Source organism: Kitasatospora azatica KCTC 9699 (assembly GCF_000744785.1).
Taxonomy (GTDB): Bacteria; Actinomycetota; Actinomycetes; order Streptomycetales; family Streptomycetaceae; genus Kitasatospora; species Kitasatospora azatica.
In genome coordinates, this window is the sequence record NZ_JQMO01000003.1 from 4,024,603 (window position 1) to 4,039,290 (window position 14,688).

A 14,688-nucleotide genomic window follows, 5' to 3' on the forward strand; every position below is an offset into this window, starting at 1 on the left:
GGGGAGGCCGCCGCCGAGCAGCAGTCGGCCGCCAAGGCCCCCCGCACGCCGCGTGAGCCGCGCGCCCCGCGGACGCCTCGCACGCCCCGGACGCCTCGCACCGCTCCTTCGGAGCGGGCGGAGCGTGCGGCGCAGGCGGGGCGCCCGGAGCGCAAGGAACGTCCCGAGCGCAAGGAACGTCCGGCCAAGGCCGCCGCCGCGCAGCAGGTCAAGGGCCCCGGCGGCGACCCGCTGGTCGGTGAGCGGTACGAGGTCGAGGTGGGCCCGGTCGCGCACGGCGGCGGCCACTGCGTGGCCCGGCACGAGGGCCGGGTGCTCTTCGTCCGGCACGCGCTGCCCGGCGAGCGGGTGATCGCCCAGGTCACCGAGGGCACCACCAAGTCCCGTTTCCTGCGGGCCGACGCGGTGGAGATCCTGGAGGCCGCCAAGGACCGGATCGAGGCGCCCTGCCCGTTCGCCGGCCCCGGCAAGTGCGGCGGCTGCGACTGGCAGCACGTCAGCCCCGGCGGGCAGCGCAAGCTCAAGGTCGCGGTGCTCACCGAGCAGTTGGCCAAGCTGGCCGGCCTGACCCCGGCCGAGGCCGGCTGGGACGGCAGCGTGGAGCCGGTCGGCGGCAAGCTGCCGGCCGGCCAGGTGCCCGCCTGGCGCACCCGGGTGCAGTACACGGTGGACGGCGAGAGCGGGCGGGTCGGCCTGCGCAAGCACCGCTCGCACGAGGTGCAGCTGATCGACCGCTGCCTGATCGCCGCCGAGGGCGTCACCGAGCTGGGCATCGAGGAGCGGGACTGGACCGGGCTGGCCTCGGTGGAGGCGATCGCCGCCAGCGGGTCCTCGGACCGCCAGCTGATCCTGCGCCCGCTGCCCGGCGAGCAACTGCCGCTGGTCGAGCTGGACAAGCCGGTGTCGATCTCCCGGATCGACGAGCAGGACCTCTTCCACCGGGTGCACGGGCGCACCTTCGTGCGTGAGCGGGCCGACGGGCGGACCTGGCGGGTCAGCAACGGCGGCTTCTGGCAGATCCACCCCGAGGCGCCGCAGACCCTGGTCGACGCGGTGCTCGACGGGCTCGACCCGCAGTGGGGCGAGAACGCGCTGGACCTGTACTGCGGCGTCGGCCTGTTCGCCGGCGCGCTGGCCGAGCGGGTCGGCGAGGACGGCGCGGTGCTGGGCATCGAGTCCGGCAAGCAGGCGGTGCTGGACGCCCGGCACAACCTGGCCGAGCTGGAGCAGGTGCGGATCGAGTGCGACAAGGTCGAGACCCTGCTGCCGCGCACCGGGATCACCGCCACCGACCTGATCGTGCTGGACCCGCCGCGGGCCGGTGCGGGCCGCGAGACGGTGCGCCACCTGGCCTCGCTGGCCGCCCGGCGGATCGCCTACGTGGCCTGCGACCCGGCCGCGCTCGCCCGTGACCTGGCGTTCTTCGCCGAGGGCGGCTACCGCCCGGTCTCGCTGCGGGCCTTCGACCTGTTCCCGATGACCCACCACTTCGAGTGCGTGGCGATCCTGGAGCCGGTCGAGCCGCGCGACTGACGCAGGATCAGCCGTCGAGGGCCTGGTCGTAGCGGGCCAGCACCAGCCGGGCCAGCTCGGCGTGCGCGCCGAGCGGGGCGGCGGTTACGCAGCCGCCGCTGCGCTCGGCCCGGCGGGCGAAGTAGCCCGGGGCCATCAGGTACGGCGCGACCGCTATCCGGCGGTGCCCGGCCGCGCGCAGGGCGGCGACCGCCTCGGCGGGGGTCGGCGCGGCCGCGCACAGGTAGCCGGGCGCGACCGGGCGTCCCAGCCGCGCGGCCAGCAGCTCGGCCATCCGCGCGGTGTCGGCGTTGCCCGCCGGGTCGGTGGAGCCGGCGGCGGCCAGCACCACCGCGTCGCCCGGCCCGCCCGCCTCGGTCAGCCGGGACTCCAGCGCGTCGGCCAGCAGTGGGTGCGGGCCGAGCGCCGGGGCGATGCGGGTCCGCAGGTGCGGCGCGGCGGCGGCCACGGCGGGCAGGTCGACCTGCAGGTGGAAGCCGGTGCTCAGCAGCAGCGGCACCAGCACCACCGTGCCGCGCAGCCCGGCCAGCAGCTCGGCCGGCCCCGGCTCGGCGTGGTCGAGGAAGGCCAGCTCGACGCGTGTCCCGGGGCGTTGCGCGCGCACCTCGGCCAGCAGCTGGTAGTAGCTGGCCACCCCCTGCGGATCGCGGGTCCCGTGCGCCACCGCGACCAGGGTCACAGCGCCGCCACCAGGCTGTAGCCCCGCTTCGGTACGGTCCGCACCAGCCGGGAGTGTTCGCCGAGGGCGGCGCGCAGGCGGGCGACGGCGGCCTCCACCGCGTGCTCGTCGGCGTGCGTGCCGACCCAGACCCGGCGCAGCAGTTCGGCCCGGCTGAGCACCCGGCCCGGCTGCTCGGCCAGTGCCCGCAGCACCGCCGCGAGCAGCGGGGGCAACTGCACGGGGGGTCCGTCGTCGATCAGCACGGCGTTGCCCTGCAGCGCCAACCGGTTGGCGCCCGAACGCAGTTCGCGCCGGTTGCGGGCGGGCAGCACGGACTCGATGGTGCGCACCATCGCGCCCAGGCGCCCGCGGTCCGGGCAGTGCGGGGTGATCCCGGCCTCCTCCAGCGGGCGGGCACAGACCGGCCCGACGCAGACCGGCAGCACATCGGTCCGCAGCCCGGCCAGCACCTCCTCGCGCAGCCCGAGTTCGTCGGCGGTGGCGAGGAAGGCGGTGATCGCGGGCGCGCTGGTGAAGGTCACCGCGTGTACCTCGCGGCGCGCTGTCTGCTCCACCAGCCGGCGCAGCGGCAGCGGGTCCTCGGGCGGGGCCCAGCGGTAGACCGGCACCACGATCACCTCGGCGCCGCGCTCCCGCAGGGCGGCCGAGAACTCGTCCAGCGGCGCGCCGTGCTCCTGCACCGCCACCCGGCGCCCGCGCAGCTCGCGGCCGAGCAGCCAGCCGAGCAGTTCCTCGTTGGCCTCGGTGGCCGGGGACCAGGTCTCGCTCAGCCCGCCGGCCCGGACCGCACCGGTGGCCTTGGGGCCACGGGTGAGCACCACGGCGTCGCGGCAGACCTCGGCCAGCCGGGCGCCGTACCCCCAGCCGTCGGCGGCGCTCAGCCAGCCGCGCCAGCCGACGCCGGTGGTGGCCACCACGTAGTCCAGTGGGGCGGTCAGGCAGAGCTCGGTGGCCCGGCGCAGCGCGGCGTCGTCGTCCAGCGGCATGATCCGCAGCGCCGGCGCCTCGACTACTCGGGCGCCGCGTCGGCGCAGCAGCGCGACGAGCTCCTCGCGGCGGCGCGCGGCGGTCACGCCGATGGTGTAGCCGACCAGGGGGCTCGAAGGCTGAAGTGCTGTCATGCCGTGCAGGGTCCGGCAGCGCTGTTTCCTTCCCGTTGCCGACCCATCACGTGGCGGTAAGCGGAATGGCGTCCGACGTTACGGCAGGTTTCCACCGCGTCACCTTGTACGGGTCGGTCGGTGAGGGGGACGTACCCTCGCCGCAACAATGGCGACCCGGACGCGAAACAGCCCTGGCGCACGCTCATCGGCATGACGACGACCGACACCCACTGCCCGTACTGCTCGCTGCAGTGCGGCATGCGCCTCGCCGCGCCGGCTGTGCCGGGCGGCGCGCCGCGGGTGCTGGAACGTCCCGACTTCCCGGTCAACCGCGGCGCGCTGTGCGGCAAGGGGCAGTCGGCCACCGTCCTGCTGGGCGAGGGCCACCGGCTCAGCTCGCCGCTGGTGCGCGACACCCGGGGCGGCGCGCTGCGCGGCGCGTCCTGGCAGGAGGCGCTGGACCGGGTCGCCGACGGGCTGCGCGGCGCCGCCGAGCGGCACGGCCGGGAGGCGGTCGCGGTCTTCGGCGGCGGCGGGCTGACCAACGAGAAGGCCTATCTGCTCGGCAAGTTCGCCCGGGTGGTGCTGCGCACGCCGAACATCGACTACAACGGCCGGTTCTGCATGTCCTCGGCGGCCGCCGCGCACCGGATCGCGTTCGGTCTGGACCGCGGGCTGCCGTTCCCGCTGGCCGACATCGCCGCTGCCGACTGCGTGATCCTGGTCGGCGGCAACCCGGCCGAGACGATGCCGCCGGCCCTCCGCTACTTCCGCGAACTTCGCGAGCGGGGCGGGACGTTGATCGTGGTCGACCCGCGTCGCACGCGCACCGCCGAGCAGGCCGACCTGCACCTGCAGCCGGTCCCCGGCACCGATCTGGCGCTCGCCCTGGGCCTGCTGCACCTGGCGGTGGCAGACGGGCGGGTGGACCAGGACTTCGTGGCCGAGCGCACCACCGGCTTCGAGGCGGCCCGCGCCGCCGCCATGGCGCACTGGCCGGAGCGGGTGGAGCGGATCACCGGCGTCCCGGCATCCCGACTCCGCGAGACGCTGGACCTCTTCGCCGATGCGTCGCGGGCGATCGTGCTCACCGCCCGCGGCCCCGAGCAGCAGAGCAAGGGGACCGACACCGTCGGAGCCTGGATCAACCTGTGCCTGGCGCTCGGCAAGGCCGGCCGGGAGGGCTCCGGCTACGGCTGCCTGACCGGCCAGGGCAACGGGCAGGGCGGGCGCGAGCACGGCCAGAAGGCCGACCAGCTGCCCGGCTACCGCTCGATCGAGGACCCGGCCGCCCGCGCGCACCTCGCAGCGGTCTGGGAGGTCGACCCCGCCGACCTTCCGGGCGCCGGCCGCTCGGCCTACGAGCTGCTCGACACCCTCGGTACCGAGGGCGGTGCCCGGGCGATGCTCCTGATGGGCTCCAACCCGGTGGTCTCCGCGCCGCGCGCCGCGCACATCACCGAGCGGCTGCGCGCGCTGGACTTCCTCGCGGTCAGCGATCTGGTGCTCTCCGAGACCGCCCAGCTGGCGGACGTGGTGCTGCCGGCCGCGCAGTGGGCCGAGGAGACCGGGACGCTGACCAACCTGGAGGGCCGGGTGATCCTGCGGCAGGCCGCCTTCGCCCCGCCGCCCGGAGTGCGCAGCGACCTCCACGTGTTGCGCGAGCTGGCGGATCGGCTGGGGGTGGCGAAGGGGTTTCCGGAGGACCCCGAGGAGGTCTTCGAGGAGCTGCGCCGGGCCTCCAGCGGCGGCCAGGCCGACTACGCGGGCATCAGCTACGACCGGATCCGCGCCGAGGACGGCGTCCACTGGCCCTGCCCCACCGAGGACCACCCCGGCACGCCGCGGCTCTTCCTGGACCGCTTCGCCACCCCGGACGGCCGGGCCCGCTTCGCCCCCGTCTCCTACCGCCCGGCCGCCGAGGAGCCGGACGCCGACTACCCGCTCTACCTGACCACCGGCCGGGTGCTGGCGCAGTACCAGAGCGGCGCGCAGACCCGCCGGGTGCCGGAACTGGCCAAGGCCGCACCGGGCCCGTTCGTCGAGCTGCACTCGCAGCTGGCCGAGCGGCTCGGGGTGGCCGAGGGCGAGGCGCTGACGGTGACCAGCCGGCGCGGCCGGGCCGTGGCCCCCGCCCGGGTGACCGACTCGATCCGGCCCGACACCGTGTTCATGCCCTTCCACTGGGCCGGGGCCGGCCGGGCCAACACCCTGACCAACCCCGCGCTCGACCCGGTCTCCCGGATGCCGGAGTTCAAGGTCTGCGCCGTCCGAGTGGAGCGGGTGCGATGAGGATCGCGGTGGTGGGAGCGGGACTCGCGGGCGCGCGGTTCGCCCAGCAGTACCGGGCGCTCGGCGGGCAGGGCGAACTGACCGTCTACGGCGCCGAGGAGCGCGTGCCGTACAACCGGGTGCTGCTCGCCGAGGTGCTCTCGGGGCGCTACGACCCCGAGGCGATCGCACTGCCGTACGGCCCCGGGGTCGCGCTTCGGACCGGCTGCGAGGTACTGGCCGTCGACCCGTCCGCCCGACGACTGTCGCTGGCCGGTGGCGAGTCGGCCGACTACGACGAGCTGGTGCTGGCCACCGGCGCCAACCCGGTGCTGCCACCGCTGCGCGGACTGCGCGGCTCCGACGGGCTCAAGGCGGGCGTGCACGCCTTCCGCACCCTGGCCGACTGCGCGCGCCTCGCCGAGGACGCCGCCACCGCCAAGCGGGCCGTGGTGATCGGCGGCGGAGTGCTCGGCGTGAGCGCCGCCCGGGCGCTGGCCGCGCTCGGCATGCCGGTGGAAATCGTGCACCAGGCACCGCATCTGATCGAGCGTCAACTCGACGAGCGGGCCGCCGAGGCGCTGCGGCTCGCGCTCGCCCGGCTCGGTGTGGAGAGCTACCTCGGCAACCGGGCCCGCGCGCTGCAGGGCGAGGACCGGGTGACCGGGGTCGAACTGGCCAGCGGCTACCTGCTGGACGCCGACCTGGTGGTGCTCGCCTGCGGGGTCCGCCCGCGCACCGGCCTGGCGCACGCCGCCGGCCTGGCGGTGCGCAGCGGCGTCCTGGTGGACGACCGGCTGCGGGCGAGTGCGCCCGGCAGCCACGCGATCGGCGACTGCGCCGAGCACCGCGGCAGCGTCCACGGCCTGGCCGAACCCGCCTACCAGCAGGCCGACCTGCTGGCCGCGCGGCTCTCCGGTGCCGACCCGACCGCCCGCTACACCGGCTCGCGCCCACTGGCCCGGCTGACCGCGGGGCCGCTGGAGTACGCCGCGTTCGGCGACACGGCCGAGGACCAGCCCGGCACCGACGTGCTTCGGCTGGCCGACCCGACCCGAGGCTCCTACAAGAAGCTCGTGCTGCGCGGCGACCGGCTCGTCGGCGGCATCCTGCTGGGCGACCTGGCCACGGTCGGCGCCCTGACCCGGGCGTACGAGCGGGACGACCCGCTGCCCCCGGACCCGTTGCCCTTGCTCACTACCCACCGAGGAGTCCGCCCATGATCTCGAAGGACCTGGTGCTGGTCGGCCACGGCATGGTCGGACAGCGTTTCCTGGAAGCCCTGTTCGAGCAGCCGACGACCGGGCAGTCGCACCGCTGGCGGGTCACCGTGCTCGCCGAGGAGCCCCGCCCGGCCTACGACCGGGTGCACCTGACCTCCTGGTTCTCCGGCACCACCGCCGAGGAACTCTCGCTCTGCTCGGCCGAGTTCGTCGAGCAGCACGGCATCGACCTGCGGCTCGGCGACCCGGCCACCGCGATCGACCGCGAAGCCCGCACCGTGACCACCCGATCGGGTTCGGTGCTCAGCTACGACGCGCTGGTGCTGGCCACCGGCTCCTACCCGTTCGTGCCGCCGGTGCCGGGCCACGACGCCCAGGGCTGCCACGTCTACCGGACCATCGAGGACCTGGAGGCGATCACCGCCGGCGCCGCGGGCGCGACGGTCGGCGCGGTGGTGGGCGGCGGCCTGCTCGGACTGGAGGCCGCCGGCGCGCTGCGCGCCATGGGACTGCAGACCCATGTGGTGGAGTTCGCCCCCCGGTTGATGGCGCTGCAGGTGGACGATGGCGGTGGCGCGGTGCTGCGCCGCAAGATCGAGGACCTCGGGGTGCAGGTGCACACCGGCGCCGGCACCCAGCGGATCGAGGCCGGCCCGGACGGCCAGGTCCGCAGCATGGCGCTCTCCGACGGTTCCGAACTCGCCGTCGACCTGGTGGTCTTCTCGGCCGGCGTGCGCCCGCGTGACCAACTGGCCCGCGACTGCGGCCTGTCGGTCGGCGAGCGCGGCGGCATCGCGGTGGACCGGCACTGCCGCACCTCGGACCCGCAGATCTGGGCGATCGGCGAATGCGCGCTGGCGGTCGACGGCCGGGTCTACGGCCTGGTCGCCCCCGGCTATGCGATGGCCGATACGGTGGCCCGCGAACTGACCGGATCCAGCGCCGAGTTCACCGGCGCCGACATGTCCACCAAGCTCAAGCTGCTGGGTGTGGACGTGGCCAGCTTCGGCGACGCGCTGGGCGCGACCGAGGGCTCGGTCGAGGTGCTCTACGCCGACAGTCGGGCCGGCGTGTACAAGAAGCTGGTGGTCAGCGCGGACGGCCGACTGCTCGGCGGTGTGCTGGTCGGCGACGCTGACTCCTATGCGACACTGCGCCCGCTCGCCATCAGCCGGGCCGAACTTCCCGCGCCGGCCGAGCAGTTGCTGCTCCCGGCGGCGGCCGGCTCGGGTGGCCCGCTGGTGCTGCCGGACGAGGCGGTGGTCTGTTCATGCCATAATGTCACCAAGGGCAGCATCCGGGCGGCGGTCTCCGAGCAGGGTCTGCACACCGTCCCGGAGGTCAAGAAGTGCACCAAGGCCGGTACCGGCTGCGGCAGTTGCATCAAGCTGCTGGACTCGATCGTGGCTGAGGAGCTGGCCGCCGGCGGCATCGAGACGGCCCGCGGGCTGTGCGAGCACTTCGTCCACACCCGCGCCGAGCTCTACGAGATCATCCGGGTCAAGGGCATCACCAGCTTCTCCCGGCTGATCGACGAGCACGGCACCGGCGAGGGCTGCGACACCTGCAAGCCGACGGTCGCCTCGATCCTGGCCAGCCTCGGCAACGGCCATGTGCTGGACGGCGAGCAGGCCGCCCTGCAGGACACCAACGACCACTTCCTGGCCAACCTGCAGCGCAACGGCTCCTACTCGGTGGTGCCCCGGGTGCCCGGCGGCGAGATCACCGCCGACGGCCTGATCACCATCGGCGAGATCGCCCGCGACTTCGGCCTCTACACCAAGATCACCGGTGGTCAGCGGATCGACCTGTTCGGTGCCACCGTCGACCAGTTGCCCGAGATCTGGCGCCGCCTGGTGGACGCCGGCTTCGAGTCCGGGCATGCCTACGGCAAGGCCCTGCGCACCGTGAAGTCCTGTGTCGGACAGACCTGGTGCCGCTTCGGGGTGCAGGACTCGGTGGCCCTGGCGATCGAACTCGAGCTGCGCTACCGGGGTCTGCGGGCGCCGCACAAGCTCAAGTCCGCGGTCTCCGGCTGCGCCCGCGAGTGCGCCGAGGCGCAGAGCAAGGACTTCGGCGTGATCGCCACCGCCGAGGGCTGGAACCTCTACGTGGGCGGCAACGGCGGCATGACACCCCGGCACGCCGACCTGCTGGCCACCGATCTGGACCACGACACGCTGCTCCGCACGATCGACCGGTTCCTGATGTTCTACATCCGCACCGCCGACCGGCTGGAGCGCACCGCGTCCTGGCTGGACCGGCTGGAGGGCGGTCTCGACCACCTGCGCGCCGTGCTGCTGGACGACTCGCTCGGCATCTGCGACGAGCTGGACGAGCTGATGGCCCGCCACGTCGAGACCTACCAGGACGAGTGGGCGGCCACCCTGGCCGACCCTGAGCGGGTGCGCCGCTTCGTCTCCTTCGCCAACGCCCCGGGGACCCCCGACCCCACAGTGCGCTTCGTTCCCGAGCGCGACCAGATCCGCCCCGCCCGTCCCGACGAGGACGGCCGCATCCTGATCAGCAGCCCCACCCTGGAGGTGCGTAGCCGATGAACACGGTAGAAGTCGACGACGGCCAGAACTGGACCCGAGTCTGCGAGTTCGACGACCTGATCCCCGGCCGCGGCGTCGCCGCGCTGCTGGCGGACGGCACCCAGGTGGCGGTCTTCCGCACCCGCGGCGGCGAGTTGTACGCGCTGTCCAACCGTGACCCGTTCAGCGGCGCCTACGTCATGTCGCGCGGCCTGACCGGCAGTCGCGGCGGGCTGCCGGTGCTGGTCTCGCCGATGCTCAAGCAGGTCTTCGACCTGCGCACCGGGCACTGCCTGGACGAGGAGATTACGCCGGACGGCAACTCGGCCCACTTGCGGGTCTGGCCGGTCCGGGTGGCTAGCGACGAGATGGCGGTGTGTTGATGAGCACGACGACGGCAACCAGACCGGACACCCGCCGGATCGAGGACTGGCAACCCGAGGACAGCGCCTTCTGGGAGCAGGCCGGCGCCCGGATCGCCCGGCGCAACCTGGTCTTCTCGGTGCTCTCCGAGCACATCGGCTTCTCGGTCTGGAGCCTCTGGTCGGTCCTGGTGCTCTTCCTCGGACCCAAGTACCACATCGACGCCGCCGGGAAGTTCACCCTCACCGCGCTGCCCACCGCGCTCGGCGCGGTGCTGCGGATCCCGTACACCTTCGCGGTGGCCGTCTTCGGCGGTCGCACCTGGACGGTGATCAGCGCGCTGCTGCTGCTGGTGCCGACCGTGCTGGCGGGGATCGTGCTCAAGCCCGGCGTCTCGTACAGCACGCTGCTGCTGGTGGCGGCCCTGGCCGGGGTCGGCGGCGGCAACTTCGCCTCCTCGATGGCCAACATCAACGCCTTCTACCCGCAGCGGCTCAAGGGCTGGGCACTCGGCATCAACGCGGGTGGCGGCAACCTGGGCGTCCCCGTGGTGCAGCTGCTCGGACTGCTGGTGCTGGCCACCGCCGGCGCGGCCCACCCGCGACTGCTGCCGCTGATCTACCTGCCGCTGATCATCCTGGCGGCGCTCGGCGCCGCGCTGCGGATGGACAACCTCGCCTCGCTGCGCAACGACCGGCGGGCGATGCGGGAGGTGGCCCGGGAGCCGCACACCTGGGTGGTCTCGCTGCTCTACATCGGCACCTTCGGCTCCTTCATCGGCTTCGGCTTCGCCTTCGGGCAGGTCCTCCAGGTGCAGTTCCACCACCAGTTCGACACCGCCGTGAAGGCCGCCTACCTGACCTTCCTCGGCCCGCTGCTCGGTTCGCTGGTCCGTCCGCTCGGCGGCCTGCTGGCCGACCGCTTCGGCGGCGCCAAGGTCACCTGCTGGACCTTCGTGGCGATGGCGGCGGGCGCCGCCCTGGTGCTCGAGGCCTCCAAGCAGCACTCGCTGGGGCTCTTCCTGGCCGGCTTCATCGCGCTCTTCGTGCTCAGCGGCCTCGGCAACGGCTCGACCTACAAGATGATCCCGGCGATCTTCCGGGCCAGGGCCGCCGCCTCGGTCGCGGCCGGCACCGATCCGGAGACCGCCGAGCGCACCGCCAGGCGCCGCTCCGCCGCGCTGATCGGCCTGGCCGGTGCGATCGGCGCCTTCGGCGGGGTGCTGGTCAACGTCGCCTTCCGCCAGTCCTTCCTCTCCTCGCACAACGGCGACGCCGCGTACCTGGCCTTCCTCGCCTACTACGCGCTCTGCCTGCTGCTCACCTGGGCGGTCTACCTGCGCCGCTCGCCGAACCGCCTGCCGGGGGTGTGACGGGCAGCTGTCCCCTGAGCATCCGGGGCGTGAACAGGGGCGTGCAAGCGCCCCCGTTCACGCCCTTGTCGTGCTAGCAGATGCGCGCTAGCTTCGATGGCATGGGTAAGAAGCAGCTCAACGTGCGGGTGGACGCCACCACCGCCGAGATGGCCCGCGAGCGGGCGGAGCAGCAGGGGATCAGCATGAACCAGTACATCGAAAGGCTCGTCCAGCAGGACATGGGCGAGACCGGGCTACGTTTCGTGGACGCGGCCGCGCAGTTCATGAAGGAGTACGAGAGCGAGTTCCTCTCGGAGTTCGGCGAGCGCGTTCCGGCCGACGACCGGCAGGGCGGACGCCGTTGAACCTGGAGGTCGACCTCTCCTGGCTGTTGATGACAGCCGAGCAGTACACCCCCGGCGACCCCCAGGTGACCGACTACGGCTCGTTGCTCGGCGCGATCGCCCGGCACCAGGCCGAGATCTTCGACATCGCCGTCTACCCCGAGCCGCAGGACCGGGCTGCCGCCCTGATGCACCAGCTGATCCGGGTGCCGGCCCTGGAACGCACCAACGAACTCTTCGCCACCGCCGTCGCCTACGCCTATCTGGTGGCCAGCGGCTGCCACGTCGCCACCACCGCCCGCGAGGTCCGCAGCCTGGCCCGCGCGATCCGGGAGGGCAAACTCGGCGTGGACGGGGTCGCCGAGCGGCTCAACGGCTGGATCGTGGACGAGGCCGAGGGGGAGGGGGTCGCGGGGGAGGACGGACCGGACTCCGACTCGGACTGAGACGGTCCGGCGGTCTAAGGTTTGGTGTGCTCCGGGACATCGCGCGGTACCTGACCTGCCCCCACTGTGCGCACGGCCTCGCCCTCGACGCGGCCGGGCGCACCCTGCGCTGCCCCGAGGGGCATGCCTTCGACGTCGCCAAGCAGGGGTACGTCAGCCTGCTGCCGGGTGACGCGCACACCGGGACCGGGGACACCGCCGAGATGGTGGCGGCCCGCGCCGACTTCCTGGCCGCCGGGCACTACGCGCCGATCGCCGCAGCGCTCGCCTCGGCGGCCGCCGGGTCCCAGGGCCTGGTGGTGGACCTGGGCGCCGGCACCGGGTACTACCTGGCCCGGGTCCTGGACGCCCTGGAGAACGGGGTCGGCGCCGCCCTGGACATCTCCAAATTCGCGCTGCGCCGCGCCGCCAAGGCACACCCGCGGGCCGGCGCGGTGGTCTGCGACGCCTGGCGCCCGCTGCCGCTCGCCGACGGCTGCGCCGACCTGGTGCTCAACGTCTTCGCGCCGCGCAACGGCCCCGAGATCCACCGGGTGCTGCGCCCGGGCGGCCGACTGCTGCTGGTCTCCCCGACCACCCGTCACCTGCGGGAACTGGTCGATGAGTTGGGCTTGCTGGCGGTGGACGAGGAGAAGGACCGGCGGATCGAGCAGAAGCTCAGCCCCTGGCTCACCCCGGTCGGGCGCGAGGAGGTCGAGTTCGAGCTGCGGCTGACGCACCGGGACGCGGCCGCCGTGGTCGGGATGGGGCCGAACGCCTGGCACACCGAGCCGGGCAGGCTGGCCGCCGCGCTGGCGGCGCTGCCGGAACCGGTGACGGTGACCGGGTCGGTGCGGGTGGCGGTGTACCAGCGATCGGACGAGGGGTCGGACGAGCGGGCGGACGAAAGGGCGGACGAGGGGTCGGCCGCGCCGGACCGGGGATGAGCCGCGCCCCGATGGGGTGAATCGTCGGACGAAGGCACGTTTCTCCTGGTCACGGGCTGATACCTGGTCAGTAGCGTCGGCTCAGTGACCAGCGAAGTCGTTCCGCGTCCTGCCCCCGCGCCCGCCTCCCCGGGTGAAGCCGACCTCCGCCCCGCGCTTCGGCCCACCGTCGAGGAAGTCCGCCTCACCTCGTTCAAGTCCTTCCGCCGCGCCACCCTGCCGCTCGCCCCGCTCACCGTGCTTCACGGGCCGTCCGGCGTCGGCAAGTCGAACGCGCTGGACGCCCTCGCGGTGCTCTCCCGGCTGGCCCTCGGCGAGGAGATCGGCCCCTCGCTGGACGGCATCGGCGGCATCTCCGGGCCGCTGGCCGCACCGGTGCGCGGCGGGCTGCAGGGCTGCGTGCCGCACGGGCGCAACGCGATCATCCTGGGCTGCACGGTCCGCTCCTGCGCCGGGCCGATCCGGCTGGAGCTGGTGATTCGCACCGACGGGCGGGTCCGGGTGGCCCGGGAGTGGCTGGTCTGCGACGGGCAGACCCTGGTGGAGACCGGCGAGCAGGACGTCGCGGGCGGCCGGGTCAACGTCAGTTGGCACAACGACACCCGTCAGGGGGACATCCGCGCGCCGTTCCCCAGTGGCAGCCTGATCACCACTCAGCTCCCGCTCCGGGTGGCCGGCTCCTCCCCGGGCGAGCGCAAGGTGCTGGCCGCCGTCGAACAGCTGCTCACCGCGCTGCGCGAGGTGTTCCCGGTACACCCGGTGCCCGCGCTGATGCGCGGCTGGGTCCGGCCGGACCCGCAGGCCCGACTGCTGCCCACCGCCGCCAACATGTCCGCCGTGCTGGCCCGGCTGCAGGGCGAGTGCCAACGACGCTACGGCCGCCTGCTCAAGGCCGTCCAGGCGGCCGCCCCGCACCCGCTGCTCGGCCTGGACGTGGACCGGCGCGGCAGCCGGGCCCAGGAGCGGCTGCTCGCCGTCTTCGACGAGGGCGTGCTCGGCCGCACCGGCGCCGACCAGGCCTCGGACGGCATGCTGCGGCTGCTCGCGCTCGCCGCCGTGCTGCTCACCGGCGCCGGCGTGCTGGAAATCGAACCGGCCGCTGAGATCCCTTGGGCACAGCGGCAGTTGACCGTGCTCGCCGAGGACCTGGGCGCCGGGCTGGCGGACGAGCAGACCGCCGCGCTGCTGCGGCTGGCGCGCGAGATGTGCGACAAGGAGCACCTGCGGCTGCTGGCGGCGCTGCAGGACCCGGGGCCGGCCCGGCTGGTGGAGGGGGTGCGGCTGGTGGAGTGCCGGCGGGACCCGGTGAGCGGGCACAGCGTGCTGGGGGCGGCGGCGCCGCGGGTGCCGGTCCAGCCCGCGCGGGATCGCGGGGTCGGTGCGGGTGGTGTTGGTGGTGCGGGTGGTGTAAGTAGGGCCGGTGCCGGTGCCGGTGCGGGTGCGGCCGGTGCGGCTGGGGCCGGTGCCGGTGGGTCCGGGGATGCGGTAGACCTGGAGCGGTGACCGAACAGCCCGAGCACCAGCTCACCCTCGACGACCTGGCCCAGCGCCTGTCCGACTTCGCCGCGGCGCGGCGCTGGCAGCCCTTCCACACGCCGAAGAACCTGGCCGCCGCGCTCACCGTGGAGGCCGGTGAACTGCTGGAGATCTTCCAGTGGTTGACCCCGGACCAGGCCACTGCGGTGATGGCCGACCCCGAGCGCGCGCACCGGGTCCGGGACGAGGTGGCGGATGTGCTGGCCTACCTGGTGCAGTTCTGCACGGTGCTCGGGATCGACCCGCTGGCGGCGCTGGCGGCCAAGATCGACCGCAACGAGCTGCGCTTCCCGGTGCCGGAGGAGTAGCCGCGGCAGTATGACTGTCGGACTCATGCTCGGCGGCTTTTCCACACCCCCGGGGTTGTCCA

The 14,688-nt window shown here is 73.9% G+C and carries 13 protein-coding genes; 11 read left to right on the plus strand and 2 right to left on the minus strand.

Annotated features, from left to right (window positions below; all coding sequences use genetic code 11):
* Window positions 1–231 precede the first annotated feature (231 nt).
* Window positions 232–1,533: a class I SAM-dependent RNA methyltransferase gene (locus BR98_RS28555; RefSeq protein WP_035854196.1), complete on the plus strand. Its 1,302-nt coding sequence runs from the start codon at window positions 232–234 to the stop codon at window positions 1,531–1,533.
* A gap of 7 nt (window positions 1,534–1,540) precedes the next feature.
* On the opposite strand, the gene BR98_RS28560 is transcribed toward BR98_RS28555, so the two are convergent.
* Window positions 1,541–2,197 carry a sirohydrochlorin chelatase gene (locus tag BR98_RS28560; protein WP_198042296.1) on the minus strand — a complete coding sequence of 219 codons (657 nt, stop codon included), beginning with the start codon at window positions 2,195–2,197 and terminating at the stop codon, window positions 1,541–1,543.
* Window positions 2,198–2,208: 11 nt separating this feature from the next.
* A complete protein-coding gene (locus BR98_RS28565; protein ID WP_035849116.1) occupies window positions 2,209–3,336 on the minus strand; it encodes a uroporphyrinogen-III synthase in 1,128 nt (375 codons plus the stop codon).
* Window positions 3,337–3,528: 192 nt separating this feature from the next.
* Here BR98_RS28565 and BR98_RS28570 point away from each other — a divergent pair, with 192 nt between their 5' ends.
* From BR98_RS28570 to BR98_RS28615, 10 genes are all read left to right on the plus strand, one after another.
* Window positions 3,529–5,610, plus strand: coding sequence for a molybdopterin oxidoreductase family protein (locus BR98_RS28570; protein WP_035849119.1), 2,082 nt, complete (start codon window positions 3,529–3,531; stop codon window positions 5,608–5,610).
* Window positions 5,607–6,812, plus strand: a complete 1,206-nt coding sequence (locus BR98_RS28575) for an NAD(P)/FAD-dependent oxidoreductase (RefSeq protein WP_198042297.1) — start codon at window positions 5,607–5,609, stop codon at window positions 6,810–6,812. The genes BR98_RS28570 and BR98_RS28575 overlap by 4 nt, the downstream gene beginning before the upstream one ends.
* Window positions 6,809–9,370: a nitrite reductase large subunit NirB gene (gene nirB, locus BR98_RS28580; RefSeq protein WP_035849122.1), complete on the plus strand. Its 2,562-nt coding sequence runs from the start codon at window positions 6,809–6,811 to the stop codon at window positions 9,368–9,370. The genes BR98_RS28575 and nirB overlap by 4 nt, the downstream gene beginning before the upstream one ends.
* On the plus strand, window positions 9,367–9,732 hold the full coding sequence (nirD, locus tag BR98_RS28585; protein WP_035849124.1) for a nitrite reductase small subunit NirD: 366 nt from the start codon (window positions 9,367–9,369) through the stop codon (window positions 9,730–9,732). Before nirB ends, nirD begins: the two co-directional genes overlap by 4 nt.
* Window positions 9,732–11,084 (plus strand): MFS transporter, encoded by a 1,353-nt coding sequence (locus BR98_RS28590; RefSeq protein ID WP_035849127.1) that lies wholly within the window; start codon window positions 9,732–9,734, stop codon window positions 11,082–11,084. Before nirD ends, BR98_RS28590 begins: the two co-directional genes overlap by 1 nt.
* Before the next feature lie 101 nt (window positions 11,085–11,185).
* Entirely contained in the window at window positions 11,186–11,431 is a 246-nt protein-coding gene (locus tag BR98_RS28595) for a toxin-antitoxin system HicB family antitoxin (RefSeq protein ID WP_035854203.1), read from the plus strand.
* Entirely contained in the window at window positions 11,428–11,856 is a 429-nt protein-coding gene (locus BR98_RS28600; protein WP_035849129.1) for a hypothetical protein, read from the plus strand. Before BR98_RS28595 ends, BR98_RS28600 begins: the two co-directional genes overlap by 4 nt.
* Window positions 11,857–11,882: 26 nt before the next feature.
* Complete coding sequence (locus tag BR98_RS28605; protein ID WP_083977083.1) at window positions 11,883–12,782, plus strand: putative RNA methyltransferase; 900 nt, start codon at window positions 11,883–11,885, stop codon at window positions 12,780–12,782.
* A gap of 84 nt (window positions 12,783–12,866) precedes the next feature.
* Window positions 12,867–14,285: an AAA family ATPase gene (locus BR98_RS28610; RefSeq protein ID WP_051970294.1), complete on the plus strand. Its 1,419-nt coding sequence runs from the start codon at window positions 12,867–12,869 to the stop codon at window positions 14,283–14,285.
* A complete protein-coding gene (locus BR98_RS28615) occupies window positions 14,282–14,626 on the plus strand; it encodes a nucleotide pyrophosphohydrolase (protein WP_051970295.1) in 345 nt (114 codons plus the stop codon). Before BR98_RS28610 ends, BR98_RS28615 begins: the two co-directional genes overlap by 4 nt.
* Window positions 14,627–14,688 lie beyond the last annotated feature (62 nt).